This window comes from Escherichia sp. MOD1-EC7003, from assembly GCF_002965065.1.
Lineage (GTDB): Bacteria > Pseudomonadota > Gammaproteobacteria > Enterobacterales > Enterobacteriaceae > Escherichia.
The window spans coordinates 1-14312 of record NZ_PTRE01000124.1 but is presented as its reverse complement, the minus strand read 5'-3'; the positions used below and the strand labels follow the sequence as shown (position 1 = coordinate 14312).

General features: G+C 50.2%; 15 protein-coding genes and 1 pseudogene. 11 read left to right on the top strand and 5 right to left on the bottom strand.

Annotated features, from left to right (window positions below; genetic code table 11):
- The coding region (locus tag A7090_RS19635; protein ID WP_198599560.1) for a transposase at positions 1 to 176 on the top strand (176 nt) is incomplete at its 5' end.
- A gap of 82 nt (positions 177 to 258) precedes the next feature.
- Here the strand turns inward: A7090_RS19635 and A7090_RS19630 are convergent.
- Positions 259 to 1467 (bottom strand): L-lactate MFS transporter, encoded by a 1209-nt coding sequence (locus A7090_RS19630; RefSeq protein ID WP_105275272.1) that lies wholly within the window; start codon positions 1465 to 1467, stop codon positions 259 to 261.
- 228 nt (positions 1468 to 1695) lie between these two features.
- Positions 1696 to 2394 (bottom strand): autotransporter domain-containing protein, encoded by a 699-nt coding sequence (locus A7090_RS19620; protein WP_105275270.1) that lies wholly within the window; start codon positions 2392 to 2394, stop codon positions 1696 to 1698.
- A 157-nt stretch (positions 2395 to 2551) separates the two neighbouring features.
- Between A7090_RS19620 and tag the strand changes: the two genes are divergently transcribed.
- Entirely contained in the window at positions 2552 to 3115 is a 564-nt protein-coding gene (gene tag, locus A7090_RS19615; RefSeq protein ID WP_105275269.1) for a DNA-3-methyladenine glycosylase I, read from the top strand.
- Positions 3112 to 3552: an N-acetyltransferase gene (locus tag A7090_RS19610; protein ID WP_105275268.1), complete on the top strand. Its 441-nt coding sequence runs from the start codon at positions 3112 to 3114 to the stop codon at positions 3550 to 3552. The genes tag and A7090_RS19610 overlap by 4 nt, the downstream gene beginning before the upstream one ends.
- On the opposite strand, the gene bisC is transcribed toward A7090_RS19610, so the two are convergent.
- The gene (gene bisC, locus A7090_RS19605; RefSeq protein ID WP_105275267.1) at positions 3521 to 5809 is read right to left on the bottom strand and encodes a biotin sulfoxide reductase; all 2289 of its coding nucleotides are present in this window, start codon (positions 5807 to 5809) and stop codon (positions 3521 to 3523) included. The genes A7090_RS19610 and bisC overlap by 32 nt on opposite strands.
- Before the next feature lie 155 nt (positions 5810 to 5964).
- On the opposite strand from bisC, the gene A7090_RS19600 reads away from it, so the two are divergent.
- The 6 genes and pseudogenes from A7090_RS19600 (at position 5965) to ghrB (ending at position 11909) form a co-directional block, all read left to right on the top strand.
- Positions 5965 to 6624 carry an OmpA family lipoprotein gene (locus A7090_RS19600; protein WP_105275266.1) on the top strand — a complete coding sequence of 220 codons (660 nt, stop codon included), beginning with the start codon at positions 5965 to 5967 and terminating at the stop codon, positions 6622 to 6624.
- Between the two features lie 102 nt (positions 6625 to 6726).
- Positions 6727 to 7746: a LacI family DNA-binding transcriptional regulator gene (locus A7090_RS19595; RefSeq protein ID WP_105275265.1), complete on the top strand. Its 1020-nt coding sequence runs from the start codon at positions 6727 to 6729 to the stop codon at positions 7744 to 7746.
- Between the two features lie 99 nt (positions 7747 to 7845).
- Positions 7846 to 8595 (top strand): sugar phosphate isomerase/epimerase family protein, encoded by a 750-nt coding sequence (locus A7090_RS19590; RefSeq protein WP_105275264.1) that lies wholly within the window; start codon positions 7846 to 7848, stop codon positions 8593 to 8595.
- A 4-nt stretch (positions 8596 to 8599) separates the two neighbouring features.
- Positions 8600 to 9538: a sugar kinase gene (locus A7090_RS19585; protein WP_105275263.1), complete on the top strand. Its 939-nt coding sequence runs from the start codon at positions 8600 to 8602 to the stop codon at positions 9536 to 9538.
- A gap of 94 nt (positions 9539 to 9632) precedes the next feature.
- Positions 9633 to 10913 (top strand): annotated as a pseudogene (locus tag A7090_RS19580) (MFS transporter).
- 21 nt (positions 10914 to 10934) lie between these two features.
- Complete coding sequence (gene ghrB, locus A7090_RS19575; RefSeq protein WP_105275262.1) at positions 10935 to 11909, top strand: glyoxylate/hydroxypyruvate reductase GhrB; 975 nt, start codon at positions 10935 to 10937, stop codon at positions 11907 to 11909.
- Positions 11910 to 11963: 54 nt separating this feature from the next.
- On the opposite strand, the gene A7090_RS19570 is transcribed toward ghrB, so the two are convergent.
- On the bottom strand, positions 11964 to 12674 hold the full coding sequence (locus A7090_RS19570) for a DUF3053 domain-containing protein (RefSeq protein WP_064527854.1): 711 nt from the start codon (positions 12672 to 12674) through the stop codon (positions 11964 to 11966).
- A gap of 432 nt (positions 12675 to 13106) precedes the next feature.
- On the opposite strand from A7090_RS19570, the gene A7090_RS19565 reads away from it, so the two are divergent.
- Positions 13107 to 13397 (top strand): HTH-type transcriptional regulator, encoded by a 291-nt coding sequence (locus A7090_RS19565; RefSeq protein ID WP_105275261.1) that lies wholly within the window; start codon positions 13107 to 13109, stop codon positions 13395 to 13397.
- A gap of 280 nt (positions 13398 to 13677) precedes the next feature.
- Entirely contained in the window at positions 13678 to 13890 is a 213-nt protein-coding gene (cspE, locus tag A7090_RS19560; RefSeq protein WP_000014594.1) for a transcription antiterminator/RNA stability regulator CspE, read from the top strand.
- 64 nt (positions 13891 to 13954) lie between these two features.
- Here cspE and yidD read toward each other — a convergent pair whose 3' ends face one another.
- Positions 13955 to 14218, bottom strand: coding sequence for a membrane protein insertion efficiency factor YidD (gene yidD / locus A7090_RS26705; RefSeq protein WP_240246476.1), 264 nt, complete (start codon positions 14216 to 14218; stop codon positions 13955 to 13957).
- Between the last annotated feature and the right edge of the window lie 94 nt (positions 14219 to 14312).

Below are 14312 nucleotides of genomic sequence, written 5' to 3'. Positions count from 1 at the left end.
TGGTAAATAATTTGAAGTCGATCAGTAGCCGCCGTGTGCGCATCCTGAATACGAATTTACGCAAGGTGAGTGATAGCGGGGTGCTCTGGTCACGCTCCTATTTCGCCTGTAGCGCTGGCGGCGCAACAATCGAAACACTGAAAGCGTATGTGGAATCGCAGAAAACACCTGATTAGCTCCCCTTATATCTCCGCCCGATTGGGCGAGGGTTTACGGGGCATTTGCTAAGGCTGAAGCCCACCAGATCGCGGCTACTCATTAAAGGGAGCCATGCGCCTCACGCAACATTTTCTGCTCTGGTTGGCGAATCGTTGTAGAAAGCGCCAGTGACAGAATCAGCAGGGCGAAAATCACATAGAAAGTCACATAGAATCCACCAAACAGTGAGGCGATTATCGAACCACAAATGCTGCCAATACCGAAACCGAGGTAAATCACACCGTAATTTTTTGCCAGATTATTTAGGCCGAAGAACTCACTGACCAGTGACGGGAACACCGTGATAGTGCCGCCGAAGTTAAACGCTACGCAGGCAATCGCGGCAAAGAACGTCACTGCATTCAATGGTGCAAACAGTAGGGCCGCCATACCCACCAGCGAAATCACCTGACCAATGGTGATAACACGGATACGGGCGATTTTATCAGACAGGATCCCCAGCACCAGACGACCAGAAAGGTTGGCGATGGAAATAACCGTCACCGCGTTAGCTGCGGAAATTGCATCAAGATGCGCCAGACTTTGAGCGATATCTTTCGCTACCCCAATCACATACAGGCCGCTCATGCAGGCGGTCAGGAACATTACCGCTAACATCCAGTACTGCGGTTTACGCATTGACTCTGCCAGCGTGTAGTCCTTCTCCACCATACCGTTGCTGGTTTTCACTTCCTGTTTTGGTGCGTCTTTCATTAACGTTGCGCCAAAGACAATCATCACCAGCGCAATCGCTCCCCAAATCACAAAAGTTTTTTCCAGCCCGACGGTTTCCAGCAGCTGTGTATCGATAAATTTGAACCCCAGGCTACCAAGTCCATAAGAACCAATGGCGAACGCGGAGATGAGTCCCTTACGTTCCGGGAACCACTTCACGCAGTTAGAGAGCGTCAGCAGGTAGCCCGCACCATCTGCCAGACCGACCAACACACCGGCGCTTAACCACAGCATCATCAGGTTGTTGGAATGCGCGGTCAGGAAGAAGCCTAATCCCAGCAAAATACCGGAAGCCATAGTGACGCGTTTAACGCCAAAACGTTCCTGTAATTTGCCCGCAACAGAAGACGAAATGGCCAGTCCCAGACTTAACAAGCCGAAAGAGAAAGCAACCTGGCTTACCGGCGCCCCCAGCCTGGCAGAAAGCGCGCCATTAAACAGACTCCAGGTATAAACCGACCCTAGCGCAAACTGAGTAATGATAGTACCGATGAGTGTCAGCCAGCGGGTACGCTGATAATTTGAAGGTGTCATGGCGGTGTTCCTGCAGTAATAAAAAGGAAAAATCTCTGCAAACAACCATAACGAAGTGCACTTTATGCCTGGGTAAAAACGGCATGAAATGCCATCAGAACGGAATGAAATGCCTTACTTCAGGAATGAATGACGCGACGATTATTCACCAAATTTATTATTTAGTAAGTTAGCACCCACTATCACCACAACAATTGTTATTCATAGGTTTAAATTGTATCCGCAACGTTAAAATCTGGCGCTCACCCCCATCGTATACAGATAGTCACTACTGTTAGTGGTATTTTCTGCCTGAGATAGTGCAGCATAGGCAGCAATATTTTGATTGAGCAACATATCAGCGCCTACGGTAACATCCAGCCAGTTGCCGTTCTGGTTTGTCGCCGTCATCCGGCTTAAGCCTGATTGCGCCTTCCAGATATTCTCGCCAAATTGTTGGTTATAGCTGATTTGCGCCCAGGGCCGGAGATCGCCAAGTCGGGAGTCAACACGCCAGCCTAAAGTACTCACACTGGCATGCCATAACGGATCGGTCAGCGTGGTAGTACTGTCGCCAAACGCGTTATACATCGAGGTGGTTGTGCCATCGTAATGTAATGCCGCCACCGGGCCGGTTGTAACCTGTTCATATAAAGGAAAATTCCAGCCCATACTCATACTGCTGGTCACATCCACAGGGGTTTCTTCCACCAGATTGACTTCCAGTCCCAGCGCCCTTTGGCTACTTTGAATACGTTGCGACAAAATATCGTTGTAATCAGGTTGATGATCGCTATCCCAGGTGTAACGTTCTGTGGAATGTCCAGGTTGCGTATCAACGATATATTCTTGTTGCCAGGCGTAAGCTGTGTTGAGAAAAAAGGCACTGATTACCACGCTCGCCAGCAGGCTTAACTGCCAGCGACCACCGCATTTTTTTATGATCATTAACACGACTCCAGGGAAGAGCCGAATTCGGCAATATTATTGTCATTGTATGAAGGATATCGGGCATAGTAGCCCTGTATTAAATATTGACTTTTTCACCGATGCGTCAAGAAGAACGGCTGAAATTTTTACGATCGGGTACATAGCGAGGGAAAGTATGGAACGTTGCGGCTGGGTGAGTCAGGACCCGCTTTATATTGCCTACCATGATAATGAGTGGGGCGTGCCTGAAACCAACGGTAAAAAACTGTTCGAAATGATCTGCCTTGAAGGACAACAGGCCGGGTTATCGTGGATCACCGTCCTCAAAAAACGCGAAAATTATCGCGCCTGCTTTCATCAGTTCGATCCGGTGAAAGTCGCTGCAATGCAGGAAGAGGATGTCGAAAGACTGGTGCAAGACGCCGGGATTATTCGCCACCGCGGGAAAATTCAGGCAATTATTGGTAATGCACGGGCGTACCTGCAAATGGAACAGAACGGAGAACCGTTTGCCGACTTTGTCTGGTCCTTTGTAAATCATCAGCCACAGGTGACACAAGCCACTACGTTGCGCGACATCCCCACATTTACGCCCATCTCCGATGCCCTCTCTAAGGCCCTGAAAAAGCGTGGCTTTAAGTTTGTTGGTACGACTATCTGTTACTCCTTTATGCAGGCATGTGGGCTGGTGAATGATCATGTGGTTGGCTGCTGTTGCTATCCGGGAAATAAATCATGATTCGGGAAGCGCAACGTTCAGAACTCCCCGCGATCCTCGAACTGTGGCTGGAAAGTACAACCTGGGGGCATCCCTTTATAAAAGCAAATTACTGGCGTGACTGCATTCCGCTAGTACGGGATGCGTATCTTGCCAACGCGCAAAACTGGGTCTGGGAAGAGGACGATAAACTTCTCGGTTTTGTCAGCATTATGGAAGGTCGATTTCTGGCTGCGATGTTTGTCGCACCGAAAGCCGTCAGGCGCGGTATTGGTAAGGCGCTGATGCAGTATGTGCAGCAGCGCCATCCCCATCTGTTGCTGGAGGTTTATCAAAAAAACCAGCCAGCGATAGATTTTTACCATGCGCAGGGTTTTCACATTGTCGACTGCGCATGGCAGGATGAAACCCAACTTCCCACCTGGATTATGAGTTGGCCGGTGGTTCAAACGCTGTAAGTGTCAGTTCCGGGCCGTTGTATTTTTCCAGCCATGCCAGCGCCGTATTACCCGCACAGCCATTCCCCAGCCGCGAGCTGGGGAGATCTTTGGTCAGCACGTTCACCGCGCCGTTTTTACAAATACCGTCAGCGGTTAAATCCAGATCCGGCCATGCCCCTTCGTGAATACAAATCACGCCAGGTTTAATTCCCTCACTAATGACTGCTCCGGCAAGAATTTGCCCGCGCGAGTTCCACAGCCGAACAGTATCGCCATCTTGAATGCCGCGCGCCTGGGCATCGTCAGGATGAATGGTGACAGGCTCACGGTTTGCCACAGCATACAATTCGCGAAGAGAACTGTAATTTAGCTGACTGTGCAGGCGATGTGCCGGATGTGCAGAGAGAACTTGCAGCTGCTCAGACCTGGCATTCCCATGCCATTCGTCCGGCTCCAGCCACATTGGATGCCCTGGGCAATCCGGATAAGCGTAATCGGCAATACGCTGTGAGAAGATTTCAATTTTGCCGCTGGCGGTTTTTAATGGATGCGCCTGCGGATCGCGGCGAAAATCGGCGAAGCGAATAAACCGCTCACTTTCTGGGTTTTCCGGCATTTCAATTAACTGGTTGGCTTCCCAGAACTCAGCAAATGGCGGCAATTCAACCTGCTGGCTTGCCCCGCGCTGCCGGGCTACGTTATAAAACGTTTCCAGCCATTGCAGCTCACTTTTTCCTTCCGTAAACCGCGCATAGCCACCCTTCTCCCAACGTTCACTTAACTCGGCAAAAACATCAAAATCATTACGCGCTTCATAGCGTGGCGGCACCACTTGCTTCATCGGCACCAGATGCTGATTACTGTAATCGCCGGTCATGGTGAGATCATTACGCTCAAACGAGGTGGTCGCAGGCAGAACGATATCCGCGTGTTTCGCCGCCGCCGTCCAGAAGCATTCCGAGATAACCACCAGCTCCGGTTTTTGCCAGGCGCGGATCAGGCGATTGGTATCCTGATGATGAGAAAAGTTGGCACCGCCCGCCCACCAGATGAAACGAATATCCGGGAAGTGGCGATTCATGCCATTGTGTTGGTATGCGCCACCTGGGTTTTCCAGGGCTTCGACAATACGGGCTACGGGGATTTTATCTACCGCATCGGTGCCACCCGGCAAGCTGCCCTGCATGGAAGAGAGCACTGCGGCACGACGCGTAGGGTTACCACCATTGGCAAAATGGTAAGAAAGACCAAAACCGCCGCCGGGCGTGCCGATTTGTCCCAACATTGCCGCCAGCGTGACGATCATCCAGTGTTTTTGCTCACCAAACTGTTGACGCTGCATTCCCCAGCCTGCCATCAGCATGGTCGTGTTTCGATAAAAAATAGACGCCAGTTCGCGGATTTTCGCTATTCCGTCACTCTCGCCCAGCAAATAAGAGGCGAAGACGTCATAACCTGTGGTGCAACGCGCCAGAAACGCTTCGTCGTGCCAGCCATTTTCCACCAGCGTATGGGCGATCCCCAGCATCAGCGCAACATCGGTGCCCATGTGCGGTGCTACCCATTCCATTTTATCGCCAAAGAAATCGACGGTTTCCGATCGCATTGGATCAATGCAGATCAGCTTTTTCCCGCTGTCACGCAGTGCGAAAAAGTAAGAAAGCCCCTGCTCATCCGACGCGTTCCACGCAATTTTCAGTGTATTTAGAGGGTTAGCACTCCACAGCACCACAACATCGCTATGTTCCAGCACCAGCGACCAGCTGGTCTGCTGCTGATAGACTTCGCTGCCACCCACGACATACGGCATGATCGCCTGTGCCGCACCGGTCGAATAATCCCCCAGATGCCCGGTATAACCGCCTGCCAGCGCCATATAGCGTTGTAATAATGTCGAGGCCTTATGCAGCACGCCGTTTGAACGCCAGCCGTAGGAACCAGCAAAAATCGATGCTGGTCCATAAGCCTCACGAATGCGTCTGTGTTGTTGGTGAATAAGATCCAGCACCTCATTCCAACTCACGCGAACAAATTCATCCTGCCCTCTCACGCCTTGTGGCTTTTCTGGTGACGCGAGAAAACCTTTACGTACCATTGGAAATCGTACACGCGTATTGCTGTGAACCTGGTCGCAAACCGCGCTCTGCAAAGAGTTTTCCATTCCCGTGGCTAACGCGCCACGCGAGCTAAATACGGTTTCGCCGTCGGTTTCAACCAGCATGGGTCCCCAGTGGGCGGCAGTCAGAACGGAATATCGTGAGGATGAGTTGGCCAAACCGAAGGCTCCTGAAAAGTTAGATGTATTGAGCAGTTAAATATTACTTACAAATTTCCGAGTTTTCCCAGGAATAATCTTCATGTTCACGCGGCATAATCTCCCGCCACGGAACCCGTGGCAAAGAATAAGAAGGTTATTAAGGATTAACAATAATGAAGAAACGTGTTTATCTTATTGCCGCCATAGTGAGTGGCGCTCTGGCGGTATCTGGCTGCACAACTAACCCTTACACCGGCGAACGCGAAGCAGGTAAATCTGCTATCGGCGCAGGTCTGGGCTCTCTCGTTGGTGCGGGTATTGGTGCGCTCTCTTCTTCGAAGAAAGATCGCGGTAAAGGCGCGCTGATTGGCGCAGCAGCAGGTGCAGCTCTGGGCGGCGGCGTTGGTTATTACATGGATGTGCAGGAAGCAAAGCTGCGTGACAAAATGCGCGGCACTGGTGTTAGCGTAACCCGCAGCGGGGATAACATTATCCTCAATATGCCGAACAATGTGACCTTCGACAGCAGCAGCGCTACCCTGAAACCGGCAGGCGCTAACACCCTGACCGGCGTGGCAATGGTGCTGAAAGAATATCCGAAAACGGCGGTTAACGTGATTGGCTACACCGACAGCACAGGTGGTCACGACCTGAATATGCGTCTCTCCCAGCAGCGTGCAGATTCCGTTGCCAGCGCGTTGATCACCCAGGGCGTGGAAGCCAGCCGCATCCGTACTCAGGGTCTTGGCCCGGCTAACCCAATCGCCAGCAACAGCACCGCAGAAGGTAAGGCGCAAAACCGCCGTGTAGAAATTACCTTAAGCCCGCTATAATTTCCCAATGTCGGATGGCGGTTTCGTCATCCGACATTTATCATCTTGCCAGCGCTAATTTTCGCGTTAAGGTGTTCTCACTTTCAGGCAAGGAATCCCCCTATGGCAGCAAAATCAACGCGCCCCACCATTAACGATGTCGCAAAAGCCGCAAAAACCGGAAAAACCAGCATCTCTCGCTATCTCAACGGCGAAAAACATCTGCTTTCCGAAGCATTGCTGGCGCGGATTGAAAAAGCGATTGCCGATCTTGATTATCGCCCCAGCCTGATGGCCCGAAGCCTGAAACGTGGTCGTACCCGGCTGATTGGCCTGATTATCGCCGATATTACTAACCCCTACTCAGTAAATGTGTTAAGTGGCATTGAGGCGGCTTGTCGCGATAAAGGATTCACTCCCCTGGTGTGTAATACCAACAATGAAGTGAATCAGGAACAACACTATCTCGATTTGCTACGCAGCTACCAGGTGGAAGGTATTGTGGTCAATGCCGTAGGAATGCGTGAAGAAGGGCTAAATCGTTTGCAACAGTCGGCACTGCCAATGGTGCTTATTGATCGCAAGATCCCCGATTTTGCCTGTGATGTTGTTGGACTGGACAACACGCAAGCTGCAACTACTGCTACCGAGCATTTAATTGAGCAAGGGTTTGAAGCCATACTCTTTCTCAGCGAACCGCTGGGAACGGTAAACACGCGACGTGAAAGGCTAAATGCTTTTCACGCTACTCTGGCACGTTATCCAGGTGTTGTAGCGCAGAATGCAGAAGTTCCACTGGCTGAGAATACACTTCTGGAGAACACGCTTCGCCAGTTTCACCAGCAACATCGGGGAATGCGCAAAGCCGTGATGTCGGCAAACGGCGCACTAACGTTACAGGTCGCGCGCGCACTCAAACGTATTAGCCTGAACTGGGGTAGTGATATCGGCCTGCTTGGTTTTGATGAGCTGGACTGGGCCGAACTGGCAGGCGTGGGGATTACCACGCTCAAACAACCGACCTGGCAAATTGGTTATGCGGCTGTGGAACAGGTGGTACGCCGTATTGAAGGCGTTACAGAGCCTATTCGTGAGCACGTTTTCTCCGGCGAGTTGATCATTCGCGGATCAACGGCACGTTAAATTCCTTCGTGATAGCGATCATAATTTCAACATGGCGTCCTTTTCTTTGGAACCGGTTCCAACTAGCGTTATATCAATCGCGCTAGTCAGGGAGTTTCCATGCAGAGAAAAATTTTCGTGGTCACCGCCGCTTACGGTTATGAGCACATTCAGGCAGCAGGCGGGCAGAAAGCACTTCTGCCGGTTATTGCAAAATCCGGTGCCGATGGTGTTGAAATTCGTCGTGAACTGTTTACCTCTACGGATTTACTGGCACTAGCGGAACTGGGCCTCGCCGTTGAACATGCCGGACTTCAGGCCTGTTATTCCGCTCCCGAACCGTTATTTATAGAAAATGGCGATCTTAACCCGCAACTTCCTCAGTTGCTTCAGGAAGCGAAAGATCTGAAATCTCTGTGGCTGAAAGTCTCTTTAGGTCATTTTGGTCGCCCTGATCAACTCAATACTCTACGCGACTGGCTTGCCAGCAGTGGTATGGCGTTAGTGGTTGAAAATGATCAAACCCCCTGCGGACGCTTACAGCCAATGCTTCGTTTTAAGGAGATTTGTCAGCAATTTGAGCTGCCAGTCAAACTGACCTTTGATACGGGCAACTGGCTGTGGGTGGGGGATTCGCCAGAAGAAGCGGCGCATCAGTTAGCCCATTCTGTGGGCTATATCCATGTTAAAGCGGCTCTTCCTCACAAAGAGAGTTTCCGTGCCGTCCCCCCGGACAACACCGACAATCGCTGGCTGAAACTACTCACGATGCTTCCTGCCGATGTGCCACGTGGCATCGAATTTCCCCTGGAAGGGGCTGATTTGGCGGCAGTAACACGCCGTTATGTCGATTTATTACGTAAGGAGTGAAGAGATGAAACACTCGCTGGATGTCATCACTATCGGTGAAGCAATGGCGATGTTTGTGGCTACGCAAACAGGCGATTTAGCTGAAGTCGAAAATTTTATCACGCGCGTGGCAGGTGCCGAGCTAAATGTGGCTACAGGCCTGGCCCGTCTGGGTTTAAAGGTCGCATGGGTAAGCCGCGTTGGAAATGACAGCTTCGGTCGTATGGTTCTCAATACATTGCATAAAGAGGGGATCGATACCCGTGGTGTCAGTTGCGATAACGACCACGCAACCGGCTTTCAGCTTAAATCTAAGGCTGAAAATGGAACCGATCCCATTGTGGAATATTTCCGTAAAGGCTCCGCCGCCAGTTATCTCTCATTGGACGACTATGACGAGAGCTGGTTTGCCAGTGCACGCCATTTACACCTGAGCGGCGTTGCAGCGGCACTGTCTGCAAGCTCTTATGACTTACTTAATCACGCAGCTCATACGATGAAATCTCTGGGTAAGACTATTTCGTTCGATCCCAATTTGCGTCCAGTGCTGTGGAAGAGTGAAGCCGAGATGATTGAAAAACTAAACCACCTCGCTTTTCAGGCTGACTGGGTACTTCCGGGGTTGAAAGAAGGCATGATCTTAACCGGACAACAGACACCGGAAGGTATTGCCGATTTCTATCTTCAGCATGGCGTCAAAGCGGTTGTGCTGAAAACGGGTGCTGATGGTGCCTGGTATAAAACAGCCGATGGCGAGAAAGGCAGCGTTGCCCCGGTTAAAGTCGAAAATGTGGTCGATACCGTTGGGGCCGGAGATGGCTTCGCATGTGGTGTTATCAGTGCACTATTAGAAGGTCGCACGCTACATCAAGCGGTCATTCGGGGGAATAAAATTGGCGCACTGGCTATTCAGGTACAGGGCGACAGTGAAGGTCTTCCGACACGAGAACAACTGGGAGAGTAACTCCCCTATAAAAATAAGTAACAAAACAATCTGATACGTACTCCTCTGTCCCTACCTACAGAGGCGCTCTAACCTGAAGCATAGAGGCAGGCCTATGAACAGCTCAACAAATGCAGCAAAACGTTGGTGGTACATCATGCCTATCGTGTTTATCACGTATAGCCTGGCGTACCTTGATCGTGCAAACTTTAGTTTCGCATCCGCCGCTGGCATCAACGAAGACCTTGGCATCACCAAAGGGATTTCGTCGCTGCTGGGAGCGCTTTTCTTCCTCGGCTACTTCTTTTTCCAGATCCCTGGTGCGGTATATGCAGAACGGCGTAGTGTGCGCAAACTGATTTTCGTCTGTCTGATCTTATGGGGTGGTTGCGCCTCGCTGACAGGGATGGTCAGCAACATTCCGGCACTGGCAGCAATTCGCTTTATTCTCGGGGTGGTAGAAGCTGCGGTCATGCCTGCTATGCTGATTTATATCAGTAACTGGTTTACCAAATCTGAACGCTCACGCGCTAATACTTTTCTGATCCTTGGTAACCCGGTAACAGTGCTGTGGATGTCGGTTGTCTCCGGCTACCTGATTCAGGCGTTCGGCTGGCGCGAAATGTTTATTATCGAGGGCGTACCGGCCATCATCTGGGCCTTTTGTTGGTGGGTGCTGGTAAAAGATAAACCTGCGCAGGCAGGCTGGCTTTCTGAATCAGAGAAAGCGGCGTTACAGGCACAGTTAGAGCAGGAACAACAAGGTATCAAAGCCGTTCGTAACTATGGCGAAGCCTTCCGTTCCCGTAACGTCATCTTACTGTGTATGCAGTATTTTACCTGGAGCATCGGGGTATATGGTTTTGTACTCTGGTTGCCATCAATTATCCATAGCGGTGGTGAAAACCTGGGTATGGTTGAAGTCGGCTAGCTCTCTTCTGTCCCCTATCTGGCAGCGACAGCGGCAATGATTATTGTCTCCTGGGCATCGGACAAATTGCAAAATCGTAAGCTCTTTGTCTGGCCATCACTGCTGATTGCCGCAATTGCCTTTATCGGTTCCTGGGCCGTGGGTGCTAACAATTTCTGGCTTTCTTATACTTTACTGGTGATCGCAGGCGCTGCAATGTATGCCCCGTATGGTCCGTTCTTTGCCATTATTCCAGAAATGCTGCCACGTAACGTTGCCGGTGGCGCAATGGCATTGATCAACAGTATGGGAGCACTGGGCTCGTTCCTCGGCTCATGGTTTGTTGGCTATCTCAATGGGGTAACCGGTACCCCATCAGCATCATACATTTTCATGGGGGTAGCGCTTTTCGTTTCTGTATGGCTAACATTGATCGTTAAACCAGCAGCCAATCAACCGCTACCCGTTGGCGCACGCCACGCTTAAATATTAATCACGGAGATTCGCATGAAGCCGTCCATTATTCTCTATAAAAAGTTACCTGACGATTTACTGCAACGCCTTGAGAAGCACTTTACTGTAACGCAGGTAAGCAACCTGAGCCCACAAACGGTAGAGCAACACGCAGCAGAGTTTGCAAATGCGGAAGGTCTGCTGGGTTCAAGCGAAAAAGTGGATGAGGCATTGCTGGAGAAAATGCCAAAGCTGCGAGCAACGTCAACGATCTCTGTTGGTTATGACAATTTTGATGTTGATGCCCTTAACGCCCGTAACGTATTGCTGATGCATACCCCTACAGTGCTGACTGAAACTGTCGCGGATACGTTAATGGCGCTTATTCTCGCCACTTCTCGTCGGGTGGTGGAAGTCGCTGAACGCGTAAAAGCCGGTGAATGGACTGCCAGCATTGGGCCTGACTGGTTTGGTAGTGATGTACATCACAAGACCTTAGGGATTGTTGGCATGGGGCGCATTGGTATGGCACTGGCCCAGCGCGCACACTTTGGCTTTAACATGCCGATTCTCTATAACGCTCGCCGCCAACACCCGCAGGCAGAAGAGCGCTTTAACGCCCGCTATTGCGATCTCGATACGTTGTTGCAGGAAGCTGATTTCGTTTGCCTGATCCTGCCGTTAACTGATGAGACGCATCATCTGTTTGGCGCAGAACAATTCGCCAAAATGAAATCCTCTGCCATTTTCATTAATGCCGGACGTGGCCCGGTGGTTGACGAAAATGCACTGATTGCAGCATTGCAGAAAGGGGAAATTCACGCTGCCGGGCTGGATGTCTTCGAACAAGAGCCACTTTCCGTAGATTCACCGTTGCTCTCAATGGCCAACGTCGTCGCAGTACCGCATATTGGTTCTGCCACCCACGAAACACGTTATGGCATGGCCGCCTGTGCCGTGGATAATTTGATTGATGCGTTACAAGGAAAGGTTGAGAAGAACTGTGTGAATCCGCACGTCGCGGACTAAGCCGCGACTGCGTGGAGTAAAGCCCGATAGTCACTCGGGCTTTACTCTTTATTGTTATTGGGTTGCAGTAACTGCTGTAGTCCAGGCCTGATTAAACGCCTGATGCTGTGCCGGTAATGGCGCAATCAGTTTGTTATATTCACTTGCCTGCTGTGAAGTCGGGAACTGGATGCCGTTCGCGACAAAGCTCACCTGAGTACCTTGTTGAGAAATATAGTCCCCAACCATCACCAGTTGTTGCGTGAAAGTTTGTGCCGCCGGAATCAACGGTTGCAATGCATCAGCTGGCGTCGTTACCACTTTGGTAAATGCCTGATCAAAGACCGGTTTCAGGTCATCGGTCTGTTTTAGCGCAGAGTGCGCAGCATCGGCCTGCAACTTCGCATTTTGCAGTTGTTGCGCCAGCACACCCAGCGAACCGTTCATTTCACGCAGCGGACCGCTTTGCGTAACGTAATCCTGCGGTACGCGAATTGCGTTAACGCTGTCTACAACCGGGCGCAGACCGGAGTCCATCGCCTGATTCACCTGCTGAGAATAACCATACAGAATCGCGTAATCAGAGACAAAAGGACCAAACTGTTTTTTCTGATCGGCAGTCAGAGTTGGTAGACGTTCACCGCTACGCATCACTGTATTCTGCAGGAAGTCGATAAACGCTTTACGCTGATCGCCTTCTTTATCAAAACACCCACTCAGGCTAACTACCATTAATAACGCCGCAAGAGGCGCAAACCAGCGAGAGCAGGACTTTCCTGTCGCCATTTTCTTACTCCTTTCACCCAAAAAAAGCGCACAACGACACACGCGTGTCTGACGTGACAAGGATAGTCCAGGACAGGCTTGCAGGATACCCTTTCTACGTAATCTTCCAGCTAAAATCATGGAGAAAATGAAACAAGGTTAATTTGTTGTTTTATTGTTAAAAAATGATATCGCAGTTGCTTTTTTGTAGACAGAGATTTACGCCTCTCCAGAACGTTAGATTTTCGTAATCTTTACAAACCGGGAGTGGTAAGAGATATATCGGCATTTATCAGATCGTTAGGTCACTATAAGTCACGCTAAATGACTAGCTGAATCGAATCATAGCCAGAGCATGTCCTGACTTCACCCCGCAGTGTCTGCTTTTCCCGACTATTCTTAATGAGCTTCGATGCAATTCACGATCCCGCAGTGTGATTTGAGGAGTTTTCAATGGAATATAAAGATCCAATGCATGAGCTGTTGAGCAGCCTGGAACAGATTGTTTTTAAAGATGAAACGCAGAAAATTACTCTGGCGCAGAGAACAACCCCCTGTACCGAGATTGAGCAGTTACGAAAAGGAACAGGGTTAAAAATCGATGATTTCGCCCGGGTTTTGGGCGTATCAGTCGCCATGGTAAAGGAATGGGAATCCAGACGCGTGAAGCCTTCAAGTGCCGAACTAAAATTGATGCGTCTGATTCAAGCCAACCCGGCATTAAGTAAGCAGTTGATGGAATAGACTTTTATGCACTTTATTGCTGTAAACGGTCCTGATGACAGGACCGTTTACTGACCGATTAATCATAAATATGAAAAATAATTGTTGCATCACCCTCCAATGCGTGGCTTAATGCACATCAACGGTTTGACGTACAGACCATTAAAGCAGTGTAGTAAGGCAAGTCCCTTCAAGAGTTATCGTTGATACCCCTCGTAGTGCACATTCCTTTAACGCTTCAAAATCTGTAAAGCACGCCATATCGCCGAAAGGCACACTTAATTATTAAAGGTAATACACTATGTCCGGTAAAATGACTGGTATCGTAAAATGGTTCAACGCTGACAAAGGCTTCGGCTTCATCACTCCTGACGATGGCTCTAAAGACGTGTTCGTACACTTCTCTGCTATCCAGAACGATGGTTACAAATCTCTGGACGAAGGTCAGAAAGTGTCCTTCACCATCGAAAGCGGCGCTAAAGGCCCGGCAGCTGGCAACGTAACCAGCCTGTAATCTCTGCTTAAAAGCACAGAATCTAAGATCCCTGCCAATTGGCGGGGATTTTTTTATTTGTTTTTCAGGCTGGGGCGTAATCGGGACAACGAAAAATCACACGGGCAGCTGATATCCGGGCACGACACATCTGGGCAGGAATGATCGGGGCAGCCGTAACCGTCCGGCGCAGAAACCATATCACAGCAACGTTCCGCAAGACGATCTCCTTTACCGCGCCAGAACAGCCGTGTGTGTGATGTAGCACGCCATAAGCACAACGAAGGCCCTTGTGGGGAGAGACGAAGCGCTGGTAAAAGACGATGAGTAGCAGCAGTAATTTATCCATTTACGTTTGATGCATTCCCATTGCAGATACTTCGGGAGTGTTAGAAATTCTGTGTCATTCCAGTAATATACAATCAAAAAGGAATGACACATGT